The sequence below is a fragment of the Streptomyces sp. NPDC059248 genome (assembly GCF_042753905.1).
In the GTDB taxonomy this organism is placed as follows: Bacteria; Actinomycetota; Actinomycetes; order Streptomycetales; family Streptomycetaceae; genus Streptomyces.
On record NZ_JBHYZV010000015.1, the window covers coordinates 1 to 14733 of the forward strand.

Below are 14733 nucleotides of genomic sequence, written 5' to 3' on the forward strand. Positions count from 1 at the left end.
CCCGCTACGACAAGACGGCAACGATCTACCGGGCAGCCCTACACCTCGCGGCCATCCACATCTGGGCCGCGAGGTGATCGCTAAGAAACGCCCTAGCCGCGCCGGTGCTGCTCCGGGTCCCACACCCGGGCGCAGGCCCGGCACTCCAGCATGCCGTCAAGCCGGGTCCCGTTGTCCACGGTCGTCACCCGGAAGCCCCCGCACGCCGGACAGTTGCGGCCGTTCCGGTTGATCCACCGGAACTTCGGACGCCACTCCTGCATCGCCCAGACCGCCCCGAGGACCACCACGACCAGGACACCCAGCAGAATCCCCCCGAGCACGGCCCATCCCTTCACGGCCGGCGCGGCATGGAGACGTGCGACGGCCTTCGGTATACATGTGTACGGCATTCGACGCGCCGCATCGTAGCGCCCGGGGTCATGCCTCCCCCCGGCTCTCGTCCGCCCCGGCCTCCGGCGGCCGCGGAGGGTGCCGTACCTCGACCTCGATCCCGTCGGCGAACCGGTACGGGCGGCTGGTCAGCACATGCGGCAGCTGACGGCGCAGCCGGGACAGCTCGGCCCGTACGGTCACCGTCCTGGTGGGGTCGCCGAAGAGGTCCCGCGCGAGCTGGGCCGCGGTCCGCCCCTCGCGGTGGGCCGCCAGCAGCCCCAGCAGCTCCGCGTGCCGGGGGCTCAGCTCCTGCACCCAGCTGCCCGCCGCACCGTGCACGGTCGCCGACGCGTACCGGGGCCGGGTCAGGTCGACGACGATCCGGGCCACCGGACCCGGCCCGCCGGGCTCGGTCACCCGCACCAGCCAGCCGCCGGGCACCGGCTCGACGTCCGCCATCCCGAGGGACGCCAGCCAGAACCGGCCCGCCGACGGGGGCCGGGGCAGCTGGATCCGGCCCGGGGGCGGCGGCATCCCGATCACGGCGGCGGGCCAGCCGTTCCCGTCGGTGATCAGCGCCCGGCCGGTCATCCGGCCGAGCAGCGGCGACGCGACCGCCCGCAGCCGTTCCAGGGCCGTCTGATGGCGCTGCCGCAGCTCCGCCTCGGCGAGCCGGGCCACCGCGGTGACCAGCGGCAGGGTCGTGGGATGCAGGGTGCTCTGCGGTCCGCTGACATTGACCACTCCGAGGAGGCGCCCGTCGCGCGGATCGGTGACCGGGGCTCCGGCGCAGGTCCAGGAGTGGTACGCGGCCACGAAGTGCTCCGCCGCGTGGACGTGCACGGGCCGCCGGGTGACCAGGACCGTACCGACCGCCGTGGTCCCGGCGAGCGGCTCGCTCCAGTCGGAGCCGATGACGAAGCCGTGCGCGTCGCCCTTGCGCAGCACCGCCGTCGTGCCCTCCCGCCACAGCAGCCGGGCATCGGCGTCGGCGACCGTGACGATGTGCTGGGCCGCGTCCGCGATGGTGACCAGCGCCTCGCGCAGAACCGGCAGCACCGCCCGCAGCGGGGACTCGCCGCGCCGCCGCTCGATCTCCTCGCGGGGCAGCAGCCCGGCCCGTACACCGCGTTCCGTATCGAGCCCGGTGTCCAGCAGCCGTCGCCACGACGCGCCGATATCGGCCCGGGGCGCGAGCGCCGGACGACGCCCTTCGAGCGCGGCGTCCCGTACCCCTCTGAGCACCCTCCCGGCCTCCGCCGGATCCATGGCGGCGAGTCTGGCCAGGTCGATCGGGGTGGTCTGCACGACGCGGGGGTCCTCCTCGGCGCGGTACGGGTCAGGTACCGCGATGCGGCGATTTGCGGCAAGCGTTGCAACCCTCTGCAACTCTCGCGAATAGGTGTTCACCTGTACGAAAGTGATCAGCGCGAGGGGTGGTGCCGTGTCGGCGCAGCACCACCCCGACCATGATCATCTTTGCGTCCCGCGCCCGCAACCGCCGGGGCCAAACCCTTTTGACCACGGTACGGCCCCGGGGGCGCGACACCCTGGGCGGGTGCGCCCGCCCGGGAGACCGCGCGCACCGCCCGGCGGCTCCAAGACGCGGCTCGGCAACGGACCGCGCGCCGGCGGCTCGAAGACTCCGGCTCAGACGACCGCCCGCGCCCGCTCCACCACCGCCCCCGTCGCCAGACCGTGCGGCAGCGTGCCGAACGCCGCGCCCCAGTCCCCGCCGAGCCGCGAGGCGCAGAACGCGTCCGACACCTCCGGCGGCGCCCAGCGCACCAGCAGCGACCCCTGGAGCACCAGCGCCATCCGCTCCACCAGCCGCCTCGCCCGGCCCTCGGCACCCGCCAGATCGGCCAGCTCCGTCAGCAGGTCCTTGATCGCCCCGTCCAGCCGGTGGTCCGCGCCCCGGGCCAGTCCCACCTCCCGCAGATAGGCGTCGAGGGCCCCCGGCTCCCGGGTCAGCGCCCGCAGCACATCGAGGGCCTGGACATTGCCCGAGCCCTCCCAGATCGAGTTGAGCGGCGCCTCCCGCAGCAGCCGGGGCAGGCCCGACTCCTCCACATAGCCGTTGCCGCCGAGACACTCCAGGGCCTCGCCGACCATCGGCGTGCACCGCTTCGTCACCCAGTACTTGGCGGCGGGCACCGCGATCCGCAGCAGCGCCCGCTCCGCTTCCGTATCGGCGTCGTACGCGGCCGCGAGACGCATCCCCAGGACCGTCGCCGCCTCCGACTCCAGCGCCAGATCCGCCAGGACGTTCCGCATCAGCGGCTTGTCGATCAGCGGCCCGCCGAAGGCGCTCCGGTACGCCGTATGGTGGATCGCCTGCGCCAGTGCCTGCCGCATCTGCGCCGCCGACCCGAGCACGCAGTCCAGCCGGGTCGCCGCGACCATCCCGATGATGGTGGCGACCCCGCGCCCCTCGTCGCCGACGCGGCGGGCCCAGGTCGTCCCGTCGAACTCGACCTCGGCCGACGCGTTCGAACGGTTGCCCAGCTTGTCCTTCAGACGCTGGATTCCGAAGGTGTTCCGCGTCCCGTCCGCCAGCACCCGCGGCACCAGGAAGCAGGTCAGCCCGTCCGGCGCCTGGGCCAGTACCAGGAACCCGTCCGACATCGGCGCCGAACAGAACCACTTGTGCCCGGTGAGCAGGTACTCGTCCCCGCCGCCCGCAAGCCGTTCGGCCCGGGTGGTGTTCGTCCGGACGTCGCTGCCGCCCTGCTTCTCCGTCATCCCCATGCCGAACAGCACGCCCGGCTTGCGCGCCGCGGGCAGCAGCGCCCCTTCGTAGCCGTGCGACGTCAGCCGGGGCTCCCACTCGGCCGCCAGGTCGGGCTCGGCCCGCAGCGCCGGTACGGCGGCGTGCGTCATCGACAGCGGACAGCCGTGACCGGCCTCCCCTTGCGTCCACACCAGGAACCCCGCGGCCCGTCTGACGTGCCCGTCCGGGCGGTCCCAGGCGTTGGTGAGCCCGGCGCCGACGGCGTGTCCGAGCAGCCGGTGCCAGGCCGGATGGAACTCCACCTCGTCGATCCGGTTGCCGTACCGGTCGTGGGTACGCAGCTTCGGCGGGTTCTCGTTCGCCAGCCGCCCCCACTCCTGCGCCTGGGCCGATCCCGCCGCCGTACCGAGCTCCGTCAGCTCGGTACGGACCGTCTCCGCCAGCTCCGGGGCGACATGCCGGGCGACCGCCTCGCCCAGCGCACGGTCGGACCCGAAGACGTCGTATCCGACCAGGGGCGGAGCCTGGTTGGTCACTGTGTGGGTGCTGGTCTCCATGCCGATACGGTAAGGAGGTGCAGGCAGCAAATGAAACACCGGAACGGCATTCGGGGCGGCTCCATCGCGCCCGGGTCCTCTACCGCAACGTCTCCAAGCGGAAGATGGCCTGGCTGCTGCTGAAAGACACCGTCAACTCGTGCATCGAGTACCGGATCCTCGGCCTCGCGGCGGAGGCGGCGTTCTTCACCCTGCTGTCGCTGCCGCCCCTGATGCTCGGGCTGCTCGGCCTTCTGGGGTACATCGACTCGTGGACCGACACCACCACCGTCGCCTCCATCGAGAAGAACATCCTCAACGCCGTGGGGACCGTGCTGTCGGAGCGGGGCGTCAACGAGATCGCCAAACCCCTGCTGGCCGACGTCACCCACGGCGGCAGGCCCGACCTGATCTCCATCGGGTTCGCGATCGCCCTCTGGTCGGGCTCCCGCGCGGTGAACGTCTTCATCGACACCATCACCGTCATGTACGGGCTCGACGGACACCGGGGCATCGTCGCCACCCGGCTGCTCGCGTTCCTGCTCTATCTCGTCGCCCTGCTCATCGGGGCGGTGGTACTGCCGCTGGCCGCCGTGGGACCCGACCGGGTGGTCGACCTCGTCCCCTGGGGCACGACGCTCGTCATGATCCTCTACTGGCCCGTCGTCATCCTGCTGAGCATCGCCTTCCTGACGACGCTCTACCACGTCTCCGTGCCCGTCCGCTCCCCGTGGATCGAGGACGTCCCGGGCGCGCTGGTGGCGATCGGGATGTGGGTGGTCGGCAGCGCGCTGCTGCGGCTCTACATCACCAGCACGGTCGAGGGCCCGACGATCTACGGATCCCTCGCCGCGCCCATCGCCGTCCTGCTGTGGATCGGGATCTCGGCCTTCGCCGTCCTCGTCGGCGCGGCCGTCAACGCGGCGATCGACCGGGTCTGGCCGTCCGTCGCGACCGCCGCCGCCCGCGCCGCCAACGACCGGCTGCGCGAGGCCCAGGCGGTGGAGGTGCTGGCCAGGGCGCAGGCCGCGCGGCTCTACGACACGTACTCCACGGACGACGAGAGCGACGACGAGGGGGACGACGAGGGCGGCGGGACCGGCGACATGCCGTCGGAGTTCCCGGAGCGCTGGTCCCGCTTCCTGCCCCCGGACGATCTGCGGGCCCGGCTGCACACCGGCCCCAAGCCGCCCCCGGGCGCGGCGAGCCCGGGGCCGAACGACCTCACGGGCGGGCCCGCCCCGGCCGCGTACCCCAAGCCACCCCAGTACCCGCCGCGCCCGCTGCATCCCCCGTACCCCGGCCGCCCCTCCGTACCCAGGAAGGACCGGACCCCCGGGGACCGGCCCGAGACACCCCGCGACGACCGGCGGTAACGTCGGAACCATGGATCCCGTGTACACCGAACGGACCTCGGTGCTCCCGGGCGCGGTCGTCTGGACCAAGGGCCCCGCGCCGGCGGCCGGGATCCGCCCGGTGCTCCCCGACGGCTGTATGGACCTGCTGTGGACGCCCGGCAGGCTGTACGTCGCCGGGCCCGACACCCGGGCATACGTCCCGGCCACCGCGGGCGCGGGCGCCCGGTTCGTGGGCGTACGGTTCGCCCCCGGCACCGCGCCCGCCCTGTTCGGCGTCCCGGCGCACGAACTGCGGGACCGGCGCGTCGAACTGGCCGACCTGTGGGGCGCCGCCGGGGCCCGCCGCCCGACCGACCGGATCGACACGGCCGCCGACCCGGTGGCCGCCCTGGAGGCCCTGGCCCTGCGGACCGCCGCCGCCCGTGACGCCGAGGGCAAGGGCCCCGACCCCCTGGCGGCCCGGATCGTCGGCCTCCTCGACGGCGGCGCCACGATCGCCGCCACGGCGGACGCGGTGGCCCTCGGCCCCCGTCGGCTCCACCGCCGCTCCCTGGAGATCTTCGGCTACGGCCCCAAGACCCTCGCCCGCGTCCTCCGCCTCCAGCGCGCCCTCGCCCTCATCGGCCGGGGCATCCCCTACGCCTCCGCCGCCGCCCGCGCGGGCTACGCCGACCAGGCGCACCTCTCCCGCGAGATGCGCCTGCTGTCGGGCCTGACGCTCCGCGCCTACTGGGCGGGCGCGGAGCCGGTGCCCGTGCCGGTGTCGGCGAACAGGGACACGCCCATGCCGTCCGGATCGAGCACGACGGCGTAACGCTGCCCCCACACGGCGTCCCACGGCTTCAGGTGCGATGCGTACCCTGCCCCGACCAGCTCGTCGTGGAGCGCGTCCACACCGGTTGCCCCGTCGCACCGGAAGGCGAGCCCGATCCGCTCCCCACCGCTCGGCCGGGTCCAGGCCGGGTCGAACGAGCGGATGACCTCCTCGGTGTCCCAGAGCACCCGCACCCCACCGGACGTGGCGGCCTCCACATGCGGGGCCCCGTCGGAGTCGGCGGGAATGTCGAGCCCGAGGCGGCGGTAGAAGGCGAGTGATGCGGCCATGTCGGAGACGACGAGGCTGATGGCGTCGAGTCGTACGTTCATGCCCCTCACGGTAGGTGCCGGGCCCGGCCGGGTCTTGAACCTTTCGGACACGGGCGGGGCGGGGGCACGGACGGGGCGCGCCCCCGCCGGCAGAGTAGGCCGGCGGGGGCGCGGTCGTGGGGGTGACCCCGGGAACGGTCAGAAGGTGAGGGTCACGGGGTCGGCCGTGCCGGGCACCCAAGTGCCGCTGTTGTAGACGTCGAGGCCGCCTTGGGCCGTGTTGGGTCCTGATGCGGCCGGCCCGATGGTTCCGGAGCAGACGGCGCGCTGACCGGAGGAGACAAAGCGGTCCGCGCAGTGCTCCAGGCCACTCCAGGTGGAGTGCGTGGAGGCCCGTACCCGGATGGCGTGGGGGGCGTTGTTCTTGACCACGACTATCGGCCGAAGCTGATTGCCGACACCGACATCGACGCACGTCTGGAACTGGATGGAGGGCGACGTCGGGTGCAAGGTCTGAGGGCCGCACTGGGCGGTTAGCGGGAAGTTGCCCCATTGGCCCGTGCTCGCGGACGCCTGTGGGGCGGCGGCGAGGGTCAGTCCGACGGCGGCCGTGACCGCTGCCAGGGCGCCGGCAGTTCTCGACTTGAGCATACGAATCGTCTCCGATCGGGGCAGGGCGGGGCCGTCCCCTTCGGGGCGGCCTGTGTGGGATGTGCCGAGCGGCCATGAGAGGCTCGCGGGCCGGTGGCCCCCTCCGAAGGTGGTGAGCCGGAGGGGGCCACCGCCGTGGTGATGGAAGTGCCTTTCCAGGCGGACGGGTCTCGGTCAGCCGTTCATGTGAGCGTCTCGAGTCCCATCGCGGTGCCAACCACCGTTGTCCCAGAGATCGAGGAGACCCCAGCCGAAGTTGTCGCCCGGCCGGAGCGCTTCCGTGGTTCCCATGCAGGTGGTGCGCTGTCCTGCGCTGAGGAAGGTGTCGGGGCAGTACACCGGTGTGCCATAGGTGGAAGTGACACTTCCCTTCAGCCGGATGGCGGAGGTGGCGTTGTTCTTGACCACGAGGACCGGCTGGACGTAACTGCCGCTGCCGATGATGAAGCAGGCCTGGAAGCTGGCGTTCGTCGTGAGCCTGTGCGTCTTCGTCGGGCTGCACGTGGTGATCCAGTTGGTATTCCACGGCTTCCACACACCGTCGATCGCGGCGGCGGACGGGGCCGTGACGAGCGTCAGCCCGAACGCGGCCACGGCGGCTGTCAGTACACCGGCGATTCTCGACTTGAGCATACGAATCGTCTCCGATCGGGGCAGGGGTGCCATACCCCTTGGGGGCGGCGTGTGTGGGATGTCGGGTGACCGTCAGAGGGTCGGGGGTGGGGCCCCCTCCGAGGTGTTGACCGGAAGGGGCGCCGCCGTGGGGATAGGGGCCTATGGAGACGAGTGCGCGGTCAGACGCCCTGGATGGGAACGTATGCCGTCCTGTCGCCGTGCCAGGCGCCGTTGCTCATGAGATCGAGATCACCCCAGCCGAGGTTGAGCCCCAATCGGATCCCTTCCGTGGTTCCCATGCAGGTGGTGCGCTGTCCGGCGCTGAGGAAGGTGTCCGGGCAGTTCACCGTTGTGCCGTAGGTGGAGTCGGCACTTCCCTTCAGCCGGATGGCGGAGGTGGTGTTGTTCTTGACCACGAGGACCGGCTGGACGTAACTGCCGCTGCCGATGATGAAGCAGGCCTGGAAGCTGGCGTTCGTCGTGATCCTGTGTGTCTTCGTAGTGCCGCACTCTGTGACCCAGCCGTTGTTCCACGGCTTCCATACACCCTCGATCGCGGATGCGGACGGGGCCGTGACGAGCGTCAGCCCGAATGCGGCCACGGCGGCTGCCAGAACACCGGCGATTCTCGACTTGAGCATGAGAGACCTTCCTGTCGGAGCAGGGCGAAGCCAGCCCCAGACGGGGCGGCTCGTGATGGGTGCGTCGCGCGACCGTCAGAGGCTATGAGCTGTCATGGCCGCGCCGGGATCAACCGGATGGCCGATCCGAACGGGTGATGTACCGACGCGCCAGGCGTGGCCGAGTTCGCACTGTGGCGGGTGGGGCGGTCAATGGGAGGACCACCCGGGGGGACCCACCCCAAGGATCGAGGCTCCACCGATGACCGAACTCCCCACCGAGCCGCCCCCGGGCGCCCGGGACTCCGCCGGGCGGCGGGGGCGGGGGCGTACCGTCGTGGGCGCGCTGTGCGCCCTCGTCGTGCTGCCCGTCTCCCTCGCCGTCGGCTCACCGGCGGCGACCGCGAACCCCGGTGAGGGGCCCGTGCCCCAGGTCACCGGGCCGGCCGTCGCGCAGGGGCCGGGGCCCGTCGAGCCGCCTCCACCGGAGGTGCCGCGCCCCGATATCACCACCGCGGGTGAGCCGGACCCCGCGCCCGTGCGGCCGGTCGCGGTGGTGACCATCGGGGACGGGTTCCTCGCCGGGGAAGGCGCCCGCTGGGCGGGCAACGCGCAGGGGCTCCGGGACAACGGCGGCATCCCGCCGGAGCTGCGCGACGCCACGGACCGGACGCGGACCCCGGGCGTCGCCCCGGAGCGGATCTACACCTCCGACTGCCGCCGCTCCGACGTCCTCACCCTCGGTACGGGCACTCTCCGGCACCACAACATCGCCTGCTCGGGCGCCGGGACCGAGGCGCTGTCCCGGGCCGTCCGCAGCCACGAGGCGCAGTTGGAGCAGTTGCGGAAGCTGGCCGCCGAGTACGACGTACGGGCCGTCGTCGTCTCGATCGGCGGCGACGACGTCCGGCTGACGGACACCATGAAGGCGTGCGCCGAGCAGTGGCGGGCCGACCGTTACTGCTCCACCGACCCCCGGATCACGGACCCCGCCGCCGAACGCGTCGCCGCCGTGGAGGAGAAGGTGGTCACCGCCGTGGCCTCGGTCCGCGAGGCCGTCCGGGGCACCGGATCGGCGCCGCGGGTCGTCGTCCAGTCGTATCCGCTGCCGCTGGCCTCCGGCGAGCCGGGCGTCACGACCGTACTCGACGAGAACGGCTGGGACCGCTGGAGCGTCGCGGGCTGCCCCTTCTACAACCGCGATCTCCGCTGGCTCGCCACCGACGTCGGCGGCGCGCTCAACACCCGGATCAGGGCGGCGGCCCGGCGCTCCGGCGCCGACTTCGTGAACGTCGCCAGGCTCCTCGAAGGCCACCAGGTCTGTGGCGCTCAGCCGCTGCGTACCGCCTTCGCCGCCGACGGGACGATCGCCGCGCCGGCCGCCGACCGGGCCGAATGGGCGCGCTACGTACCCCGGACGGCGGCCGAGCCGCCCGCCGACGAGGCCCGGGAAGTCCTCCACCCGAACTATTACGGCCAGCGCGCGCTGAAGCACTGCCTCCAGGAGGTCGTCGCCCGGCTGGCGGCGGTGCCGGGGGCCGCGCCCGTCGAGGCGGGCTGCCGGGGCGGTGCCGGGAAGGCGCCGGAGCGGATCGCCGTCACCTTCCCGCCCGCTTCCGGCTGACCCGACGGCCGAGACACGTGCCGCGCCCCCGCCGGAAGGACCCGGCGGGGGCGCGGTCGTCGCGCGTCTCAGACGGTCGCCGGAGCGCTCACCGCCTTCCGGGTCAGCAGCCGCTCCGCCAGTTCGCCGAAGACCAGGCCGAACACCGTCCACAGCGCCGCCTGTACGGCGAGCGTCGCCAGCCGGAACTCCCACAGCACACCCGCCGGGAAGCCCTTCGGTACCTCGTCGAACGACGGCAGGAAGGCATAAGCGAGCCCCACGACCAGCACCAGACCGGCCGCCGCGGCGACGGTGGCGTTCCAGGTGCCGATACGGGGCGCCAGCCGGCGGCCCGCGATCACCGCGCCCACCGTGAGCAGCACGCTCAGCACCACCATGAGGAAGTAGAGCACCGTCCGCTGCCCGATCGTGTCGGGGTCGCCGACGGCGGGCGGATTGGGCGGGTACTTCAGATACGGGACCACGTACACGCTCAGCAGTGCGCCGACCGCGACCAGCAGGGCCGTGGCGCGCGGCCCGAAGCGGCCGGACCGGCCGAGGGCGACGCAGTAGGCGAGGGCCGCGATCCCGCCGACGGCGACCCCGAAGAGGAGGACGCCGGTGGCGAGCCCGGCGGTCGACTGCACGGCCCGGCTGACGAGTTCCTCGCCGCCGCCGTGGTCGTGGGCGCCCGCCTCCTCGAACGCGATGGCCGCGTCGACCGGGCCCTCGCCCAGGAAGTACGCGACGGCCAGGGCGCACACCCCGGCGATCAGACCCGCGAGCATGCCCCGGATCAGCAGGGCCCGTACGGTCGCCGAACCGGATGGCCGCGTGTCGGTGGCGGTTGCGGTTGCGGTGTCTGTGTCGGTGTCGGTGTCGGGGGGAGTCATCCGCCGTCTCTCTTCCGTACCGGGGATCAGTGGCACGGGAAGCCGAGCAGATGACGGCCGTCGTGCACCCACTCGTGCACGGTCTCGCCGGACACCAGGGCCACCGCGCCCTGCTCGGCGCCGACGAAGTACAGCAGGATCAGGGCCAGGATCCCGGTGAAGACGGCCCAGGGGGCGATTTCCTTGAGGGAGACGGGGGTGACGGCGACCGGCGCGGACGCCGGGGCCTGTGACAGCGGGGCAGCGGGTATGGCCGACTGGGCCATGACAACCTCCAGGGGGAACGACGCGTCCCGTTCGTGGTGCCGGAGACGAGGATGCCGGGTCTGACTTCCCGCGGGAGTGCGGGTACACAGTGGCGCGACCGTGCCGGATTCACACCGGACTTCCGTTCGCACCCTCGTCATGTACACGTGACCGTACCGCGCGCGAACGCCCGCCGCCATGGCGCGTATTCGACGGACCGGGGCCGGAATCCCCCGCCCCGGGCGGCGGGCGCGGAGGATGAGTCACGAGGGCACGGAAGCGGTACGAGAGGACGGTGTGGCGTGGGAGTGGTACGGGTGACCCTGCTCACGGCCGCGGCGACGGCCGCGGTGCGCGCGGCCCGATTCGACGCGGGCGAGGAACCGGACGAGCCGGGCCGGGCCGCCGCGCGGGCGGCGGCGGGCCGGGTACCGCGCGCCGGACGGATACTGACCGGCCCCTCCGCGCGCTGCCGGGTGACCTGCGCCGAACTGGGCCTCGGGCGGGAGGCCGAAGCCGAGACGGCCCTCGCCGACTGGGACCTGGGCCGCTGGCGGGGGCGGGGCCTCGACGAGACGGCCGAGGCGGAACCGGACGCGATCGCCGCCTGGCTCGGCGACCCCGCCGCCGCCCCGCACGGCGGCGAGACACTGCTCGCCCTGCGCGACCGGGTCGGCGGCTGGCTCGACGGTCTCGCCCACCGGCCCGGGGACCGCGTTCTCGCGATCGCCGAACCGGCGGTCGTCCGCGCGGCCGTGCTCCACGCCCTGGACCTCCCGCCGCGGGTGTTCTGGCGGCTGGACGCGCCCCCGCTGGCCCTCACCCGGCTGTCGGGCGACGGCCGCCGCTGGAACCTGGGGCTCGGCACACCCCCGGCTCCGGGGTGAGCCCGCGCCGGGCCCGCGCCGCGCCCCGGGGCGGGCGCCCGGGCGCGGGCGCCGCAAATCCGTGGCCGTGGCGCGCGTGCCCGTCTACGCTGCGCCGCGTGAACCCACCGAACCGCCTTCCCGAGTTGTACGTCGCCGTGGACGTCGAGGCTGACGGGCCGATCCCGGGGCCGTACAGCATGCTGTCCCTCGGGATGTCGGTCGCGGGCCGCCCCGACCTGGCGTTCTACACCGAACTGCGGCCCATCTCCGACGAGGTGGTCCCCGAGGCGCTCGCCGTCTCCGGACTCGACCGCGACCGGCTGCTGCGCGAGGCGCCGACGGCCTGGGTCGCGATGGCGCTGGCCGCCCGCTGGGTGGAGGGGCTGCGCGAGATCGGCCGCCCCGTCTTCCTCGCCGCGCCCGCCGTCTGGGACGGCATGTTCGTCCACTGGTACTTCGTCCGCTTCACCGGCGCCAGCCCCTTCGGCGCGACCGGCGCGGGGATCGATCTGCGCAGCTACTGGATGGGCCTGACGGGCGGCGAGTACCGCCGCTCCCACAAGAGCACCATCAAGGCGGCGACCGGCCTGAAGGGCCTCCCGCACACCCATCACGCGGGCGAGGACGCCGCCGAGCTGGCCGCGGTCTTCGACGCCGTACTGCGTCAGCGGCACGCCGCGCCGCCCGGCGAGTAGCCGCCGCCCGGGAAGACCCGGGTCCGGACCCCCGGAACGGCCCCGCGTAACGTCGGCGGGGATCCGTATACCGGCGAGGAGAGCTGACGTTTGACCGAGGAGGAGTTCACGGACTTCTACACCCGTTCCGTGCACCGGCTCACCGGCCAGCTGTACGTGATGACCGGCGACTTCCACGAGGCGCAGGACGTGGTGCAGGAGGCGTTCGTCCGGGCCTGGGGGCACCGGCGCGGTCTCGACGGGGATCTCGGGCCCGAGGCGTGGGTGCGGGTCGTGGCGTGGCGGCTCGCCGTCAGCCGGTGGCGGCGGGTGGTACGGGGGCAGCGCGCCTGGCGGCGGCGCGGGGACTCGGCGGTCAGCGACGGGCCGGGCCCCGGCCCGGTCGATCTGGAGCGGGCGCTGCGGGGGATGCCGGCGCGGCAGCGGCAGTGCGCGGCGCTCTACTACGTCTGCGATCTGCCCGTGGAACGGATCGCGGCCGAGACCCGGCTGTCGACGGGAACCGTGAAGACCCACCTCTCCCGGGCCAGGGCCAAGCTCGCCGGACTGCTCGACGACCATCCTGCGGAGACGACGGACGGGGAACGGCCGTGACGACCGACCACGACGAACTGGTGGCGGACCGCCTGCGGACGGCGGCGGACCGGGCCGCCGGGCGGGTGCGACCCGCCGGCGCGGCGGCCATCACGGACCGGGCCCGCGCCCGGGTACGGCGGCGGAGGGCGGTGGCGGGCCTCGTATGCGCCGGGGTGGTGGCGGCGCTGATCGCCGCCTGGCCGACGTCGTCGTCGCCCGGGCCGGCGGTTCCGGTGACGCCCGCGGATTCCCCCGGAACGGCCGGCCCTCCCGCGCCGGGGCCTTCGCCGTCGCGGTCGCTGTTGCCGACGCCGACGCCGACGCCGACGGTCCCGGGCCGCCCGGGGTAGCGGCTTTCCCCACACCCCGGGCGCGTGACCGTTCCCGCAGTTCCACGCCCCCAGCGCCTTGGTTACCCGGGCCGAGCCCGAGACCGGGCCCGTCCGGCGTCCACAGGTGTTCCTCGACCCGCGGCCCGGTGATGGGCTTGTCGCGCAGTTCCGCCCCCTACGCCTGGCGGCGTGGGGGGACCCCCAGCGCCCCTAAAGCCCTGGCTGACCGGTCATGTCATACGTGGATTTGGTGATCCGGGTCACAGGGTGTCAACCCGGTAGGGGCGAACGTACGTATGGGTGTCGAGTAGTCGACCGTACGAGGAGCCCGATGGCCGAGCAGTCCCTGACCGATGCCCGCCCGCCCGCCGCCAGGCCGGCCGTGGCGTCGCCGGTGCCCGGCCCCGGGAAGGCGTCCGGCGGGACGGCCGGCACCGTGCTCGGTGTGTACGCCGCGAGCGTCGCCGTCCATCTCGCCGTCCTCGCCATGATGCTGCCGCCCGGCTGGTCCCTCCGGGACCGGCTGCTCGCCTGGGACGCCGCGCTCTACGTCGACATAGCCACCGACGGCTATCCGTCGGGGTTCCACTACCGCGACGACGGTGAGCTGACCGGCAACAACCTGGCCTTCTTCCCGCTGTTCCCGCTGCTGGTGCGGTCGGTGCACCGGGTCACCGGGCTCGACGCGGGCGGGGTCGCGATCGCGGTGGCCCACCTCTGTCTGCTCGGCGCCCTGTTCGCGGTGCACGCCTTGCTGTGCCGGCTGTACGGCGAACGGATCGCCCTCACCGGGATCGTGCTGCTCGCCGGGGCGCAGCCCATGGCCGTCACCTTCCAGATGGCGTACAGCGAATCCCTTTTCCTCGCCCTGGCCGCCGCCGCCCTGCTCGCGGCGCATCGCGAGGCTTGGCTGACCGCCGGGTTCCTGGGGCTGCTGACCGGACTGACCCGCCCCGCGGCCTTCGCGCTCGCGGTGGCGCTCGTCGTCGCCGTCGTCCTGGCCGTGCGCAGGGACGGGCGGCTCCCGTGGCGCCGGGTCGCCGCGGTCGTCCTGGCGTGCGCGGGCACGCCGCTGTATCTGCTGTGGGTGGGGGAGCGGCTGGGGCAGCTCAACGCCTGGTTCGTGATCCAGGAAGCCGGCTGGGGGACCGGCTGGGACAACGGCGCGGCCTTCCTCTCCTTCCTGGCGGACACCGCCGAACGCGGCGAGGGCTGGGTGCCGGTGAGCACCGCCGTCCTGCTCGTGGCGGCGGTCTGCGCCACTGCGGTCGCCTGGCGGCGCGGCACCTGGCCGCCGCTGCTGGTGTACGGGACGGTGATGGTGGTGCTGACCCTGGCGCAGAGCAACTACTACCACTCCAAGCTGCGGCTCCTGGTGCCCGCGCTGGTGTTCCTGCTGCCGCTCGCGGTGGCGCTGGGCCGGGCCAGGACCCGTACCGCCGTCGTCGTCCTCACCGTCGCCACCCTCTTCGGCAGCTGGTACGGCGCCCATATGCTCACCGTCTGGCAGTACGCGATCTGACCCCCGGCCCCCGGCCCCG

General features: G+C 73.5%; 17 protein-coding genes. 8 read left to right on the plus strand and 9 right to left on the minus strand.

Going from position 1 to position 14733, the window contains the following annotated elements; genetic code table 11:
* Nucleotides 1–92: 92 nt before the first annotated feature.
* The 3 genes from ACFXG1_RS08690 to ACFXG1_RS08700 all read right to left on the minus strand — a co-directional run bounded on the left by ACFXG1_RS08690 (nucleotide 93) and on the right by ACFXG1_RS08700 (nucleotide 3666).
* On the minus strand, nucleotides 93–323 hold the full coding sequence (locus ACFXG1_RS08690) for a hypothetical protein (protein WP_384741778.1): 231 nt from the start codon (nucleotides 321–323) through the stop codon (nucleotides 93–95).
* A gap of 97 nt (nucleotides 324–420) precedes the next feature.
* Nucleotides 421–1683, minus strand: a complete 1263-nt coding sequence (locus tag ACFXG1_RS08695) for a GAF domain-containing protein (protein ID WP_384741780.1) — start codon at nucleotides 1681–1683, stop codon at nucleotides 421–423.
* 342 nt (nucleotides 1684–2025) lie between these two features.
* On the minus strand, nucleotides 2026–3666 hold the full coding sequence (locus ACFXG1_RS08700) for an acyl-CoA dehydrogenase family protein (RefSeq protein WP_384741782.1): 1641 nt from the start codon (nucleotides 3664–3666) through the stop codon (nucleotides 2026–2028).
* 17 nt (nucleotides 3667–3683) lie between these two features.
* Here ACFXG1_RS08700 and ACFXG1_RS08705 point away from each other — a divergent pair, with 17 nt between their 5' ends.
* Together ACFXG1_RS08705 and ACFXG1_RS08710 are read left to right on the plus strand one after the other, a co-directional pair.
* On the plus strand, nucleotides 3684–5021 hold the full coding sequence (locus ACFXG1_RS08705; RefSeq protein WP_384719809.1) for a YihY/virulence factor BrkB family protein: 1338 nt from the start codon (nucleotides 3684–3686) through the stop codon (nucleotides 5019–5021).
* Between the two features lie 10 nt (nucleotides 5022–5031).
* Nucleotides 5032–5817 carry a DUF6597 domain-containing transcriptional factor gene (locus ACFXG1_RS08710; RefSeq protein ID WP_384719805.1) on the plus strand — a complete coding sequence of 262 codons (786 nt, stop codon included), beginning with the start codon at nucleotides 5032–5034 and terminating at the stop codon, nucleotides 5815–5817.
* On the opposite strand, the gene ACFXG1_RS08715 is transcribed toward ACFXG1_RS08710, so the two are convergent.
* The 4 genes from ACFXG1_RS08715 to ACFXG1_RS08730 all read right to left on the minus strand — a co-directional run bounded on the left by ACFXG1_RS08715 (nucleotide 5730) and on the right by ACFXG1_RS08730 (nucleotide 7996).
* Nucleotides 5730–6149 carry a VOC family protein gene (locus ACFXG1_RS08715; RefSeq protein WP_384719807.1) on the minus strand — a complete coding sequence of 140 codons (420 nt, stop codon included), beginning with the start codon at nucleotides 6147–6149 and terminating at the stop codon, nucleotides 5730–5732. The two genes, ACFXG1_RS08710 and ACFXG1_RS08715, sit on opposite strands and share 88 nt — an antisense overlap.
* Nucleotides 6150–6287: 138 nt before the next feature.
* Nucleotides 6288–6740, minus strand: coding sequence for a hypothetical protein (locus ACFXG1_RS08720; protein WP_384722365.1), 453 nt, complete (start codon nucleotides 6738–6740; stop codon nucleotides 6288–6290).
* Nucleotides 6741–6914: 174 nt separating this feature from the next.
* Entirely contained in the window at nucleotides 6915–7373 is a 459-nt protein-coding gene (locus ACFXG1_RS08725) for a hypothetical protein (RefSeq protein ID WP_384741785.1), read from the minus strand.
* A 161-nt stretch (nucleotides 7374–7534) separates the two neighbouring features.
* Nucleotides 7535–7996 carry a hypothetical protein gene (locus ACFXG1_RS08730; protein WP_384741787.1) on the minus strand — a complete coding sequence of 154 codons (462 nt, stop codon included), beginning with the start codon at nucleotides 7994–7996 and terminating at the stop codon, nucleotides 7535–7537.
* A gap of 241 nt (nucleotides 7997–8237) precedes the next feature.
* Between ACFXG1_RS08730 and ACFXG1_RS08735 the strand changes: the two genes are divergently transcribed.
* The gene (locus ACFXG1_RS08735; RefSeq protein WP_384741789.1) at nucleotides 8238–9599 is read left to right on the plus strand and encodes a GDSL-type esterase/lipase family protein; all 1362 of its coding nucleotides are present in this window, start codon (nucleotides 8238–8240) and stop codon (nucleotides 9597–9599) included.
* 68 nt (nucleotides 9600–9667) lie between these two features.
* Here the strand turns inward: ACFXG1_RS08735 and ACFXG1_RS08740 are convergent, their stop codons facing one another.
* On the minus strand, nucleotides 9668–10474 hold the full coding sequence (locus ACFXG1_RS08740; protein WP_384741791.1) for a CbtA family protein: 807 nt from the start codon (nucleotides 10472–10474) through the stop codon (nucleotides 9668–9670).
* A 26-nt stretch (nucleotides 10475–10500) separates the two neighbouring features.
* Nucleotides 10501–10740: a CbtB-domain containing protein gene (locus tag ACFXG1_RS08745; protein ID WP_384724092.1), complete on the minus strand. Its 240-nt coding sequence runs from the start codon at nucleotides 10738–10740 to the stop codon at nucleotides 10501–10503.
* 282 nt (nucleotides 10741–11022) lie between these two features.
* Here ACFXG1_RS08745 and ACFXG1_RS08750 point away from each other — a divergent pair, with 282 nt between their 5' ends.
* The 5 genes from ACFXG1_RS08750 to ACFXG1_RS08770 all read left to right on the plus strand — a co-directional run bounded on the left by ACFXG1_RS08750 (nucleotide 11023) and on the right by ACFXG1_RS08770 (nucleotide 14714).
* A complete protein-coding gene (locus ACFXG1_RS08750) occupies nucleotides 11023–11607 on the plus strand; it encodes a histidine phosphatase family protein (RefSeq protein WP_384741794.1) in 585 nt (194 codons plus the stop codon).
* Nucleotides 11608–11705: 98 nt separating this feature from the next.
* Entirely contained in the window at nucleotides 11706–12284 is a 579-nt protein-coding gene (locus tag ACFXG1_RS08755; protein WP_384719117.1) for an exonuclease, read from the plus strand.
* A gap of 90 nt (nucleotides 12285–12374) precedes the next feature.
* The gene (locus tag ACFXG1_RS08760; protein WP_384719115.1) at nucleotides 12375–12878 is read left to right on the plus strand and encodes a SigE family RNA polymerase sigma factor; all 504 of its coding nucleotides are present in this window, start codon (nucleotides 12375–12377) and stop codon (nucleotides 12876–12878) included.
* Nucleotides 12875–13210 carry a hypothetical protein gene (locus tag ACFXG1_RS08765; protein ID WP_384719113.1) on the plus strand — a complete coding sequence of 112 codons (336 nt, stop codon included), beginning with the start codon at nucleotides 12875–12877 and terminating at the stop codon, nucleotides 13208–13210. The genes ACFXG1_RS08760 and ACFXG1_RS08765 overlap by 4 nt, the downstream gene beginning before the upstream one ends.
* A 313-nt stretch (nucleotides 13211–13523) precedes the next feature.
* Entirely contained in the window at nucleotides 13524–14714 is a 1191-nt protein-coding gene (locus tag ACFXG1_RS08770) for a hypothetical protein (RefSeq protein ID WP_384719111.1), read from the plus strand.
* Nucleotides 14715–14733 lie beyond the last annotated feature (19 nt).

Coding starts and splice junctions, on each gene's coding strand:
- ACFXG1_RS08700 (WP_384741782.1), bottom strand. CDS start 3,666: ATGGAGACCAGCACCCACACAGTGACCAACCAGGCTCCGCCCCTGGTC.
- ACFXG1_RS08710 (WP_384719805.1), top strand. CDS start 5,032: ATGGATCCCGTGTACACCGAACGGACCTCGGTGCTCCCGGGCGCGGTC.
- ACFXG1_RS08715 (WP_384719807.1), bottom strand. CDS start 6,149: ATGAACGTACGACTCGACGCCATCAGCCTCGTCGTCTCCGACATGGCC.
- ACFXG1_RS08720 (WP_384722365.1), bottom strand. CDS start 6,740: ATGCTCAAGTCGAGAACTGCCGGCGCCCTGGCAGCGGTCACGGCCGCC.
- ACFXG1_RS08725 (WP_384741785.1), bottom strand. CDS start 7,373: ATGCTCAAGTCGAGAATCGCCGGTGTACTGACAGCCGCCGTGGCCGCG.
- ACFXG1_RS08730 (WP_384741787.1), bottom strand. CDS start 7,996: ATGCTCAAGTCGAGAATCGCCGGTGTTCTGGCAGCCGCCGTGGCCGCA.
- ACFXG1_RS08735 (WP_384741789.1), top strand. CDS start 8,238: ATGACCGAACTCCCCACCGAGCCGCCCCCGGGCGCCCGGGACTCCGCC.
- ACFXG1_RS08740 (WP_384741791.1), bottom strand. CDS start 10,474: ATGACTCCCCCCGACACCGACACCGACACAGACACCGCAACCGCAACC.
- ACFXG1_RS08745 (WP_384724092.1), bottom strand. CDS start 10,740: ATGGCCCAGTCGGCCATACCCGCTGCCCCGCTGTCACAGGCCCCGGCG.
- ACFXG1_RS08770 (WP_384719111.1), top strand. CDS start 13,524: ATGGCCGAGCAGTCCCTGACCGATGCCCGCCCGCCCGCCGCCAGGCCG.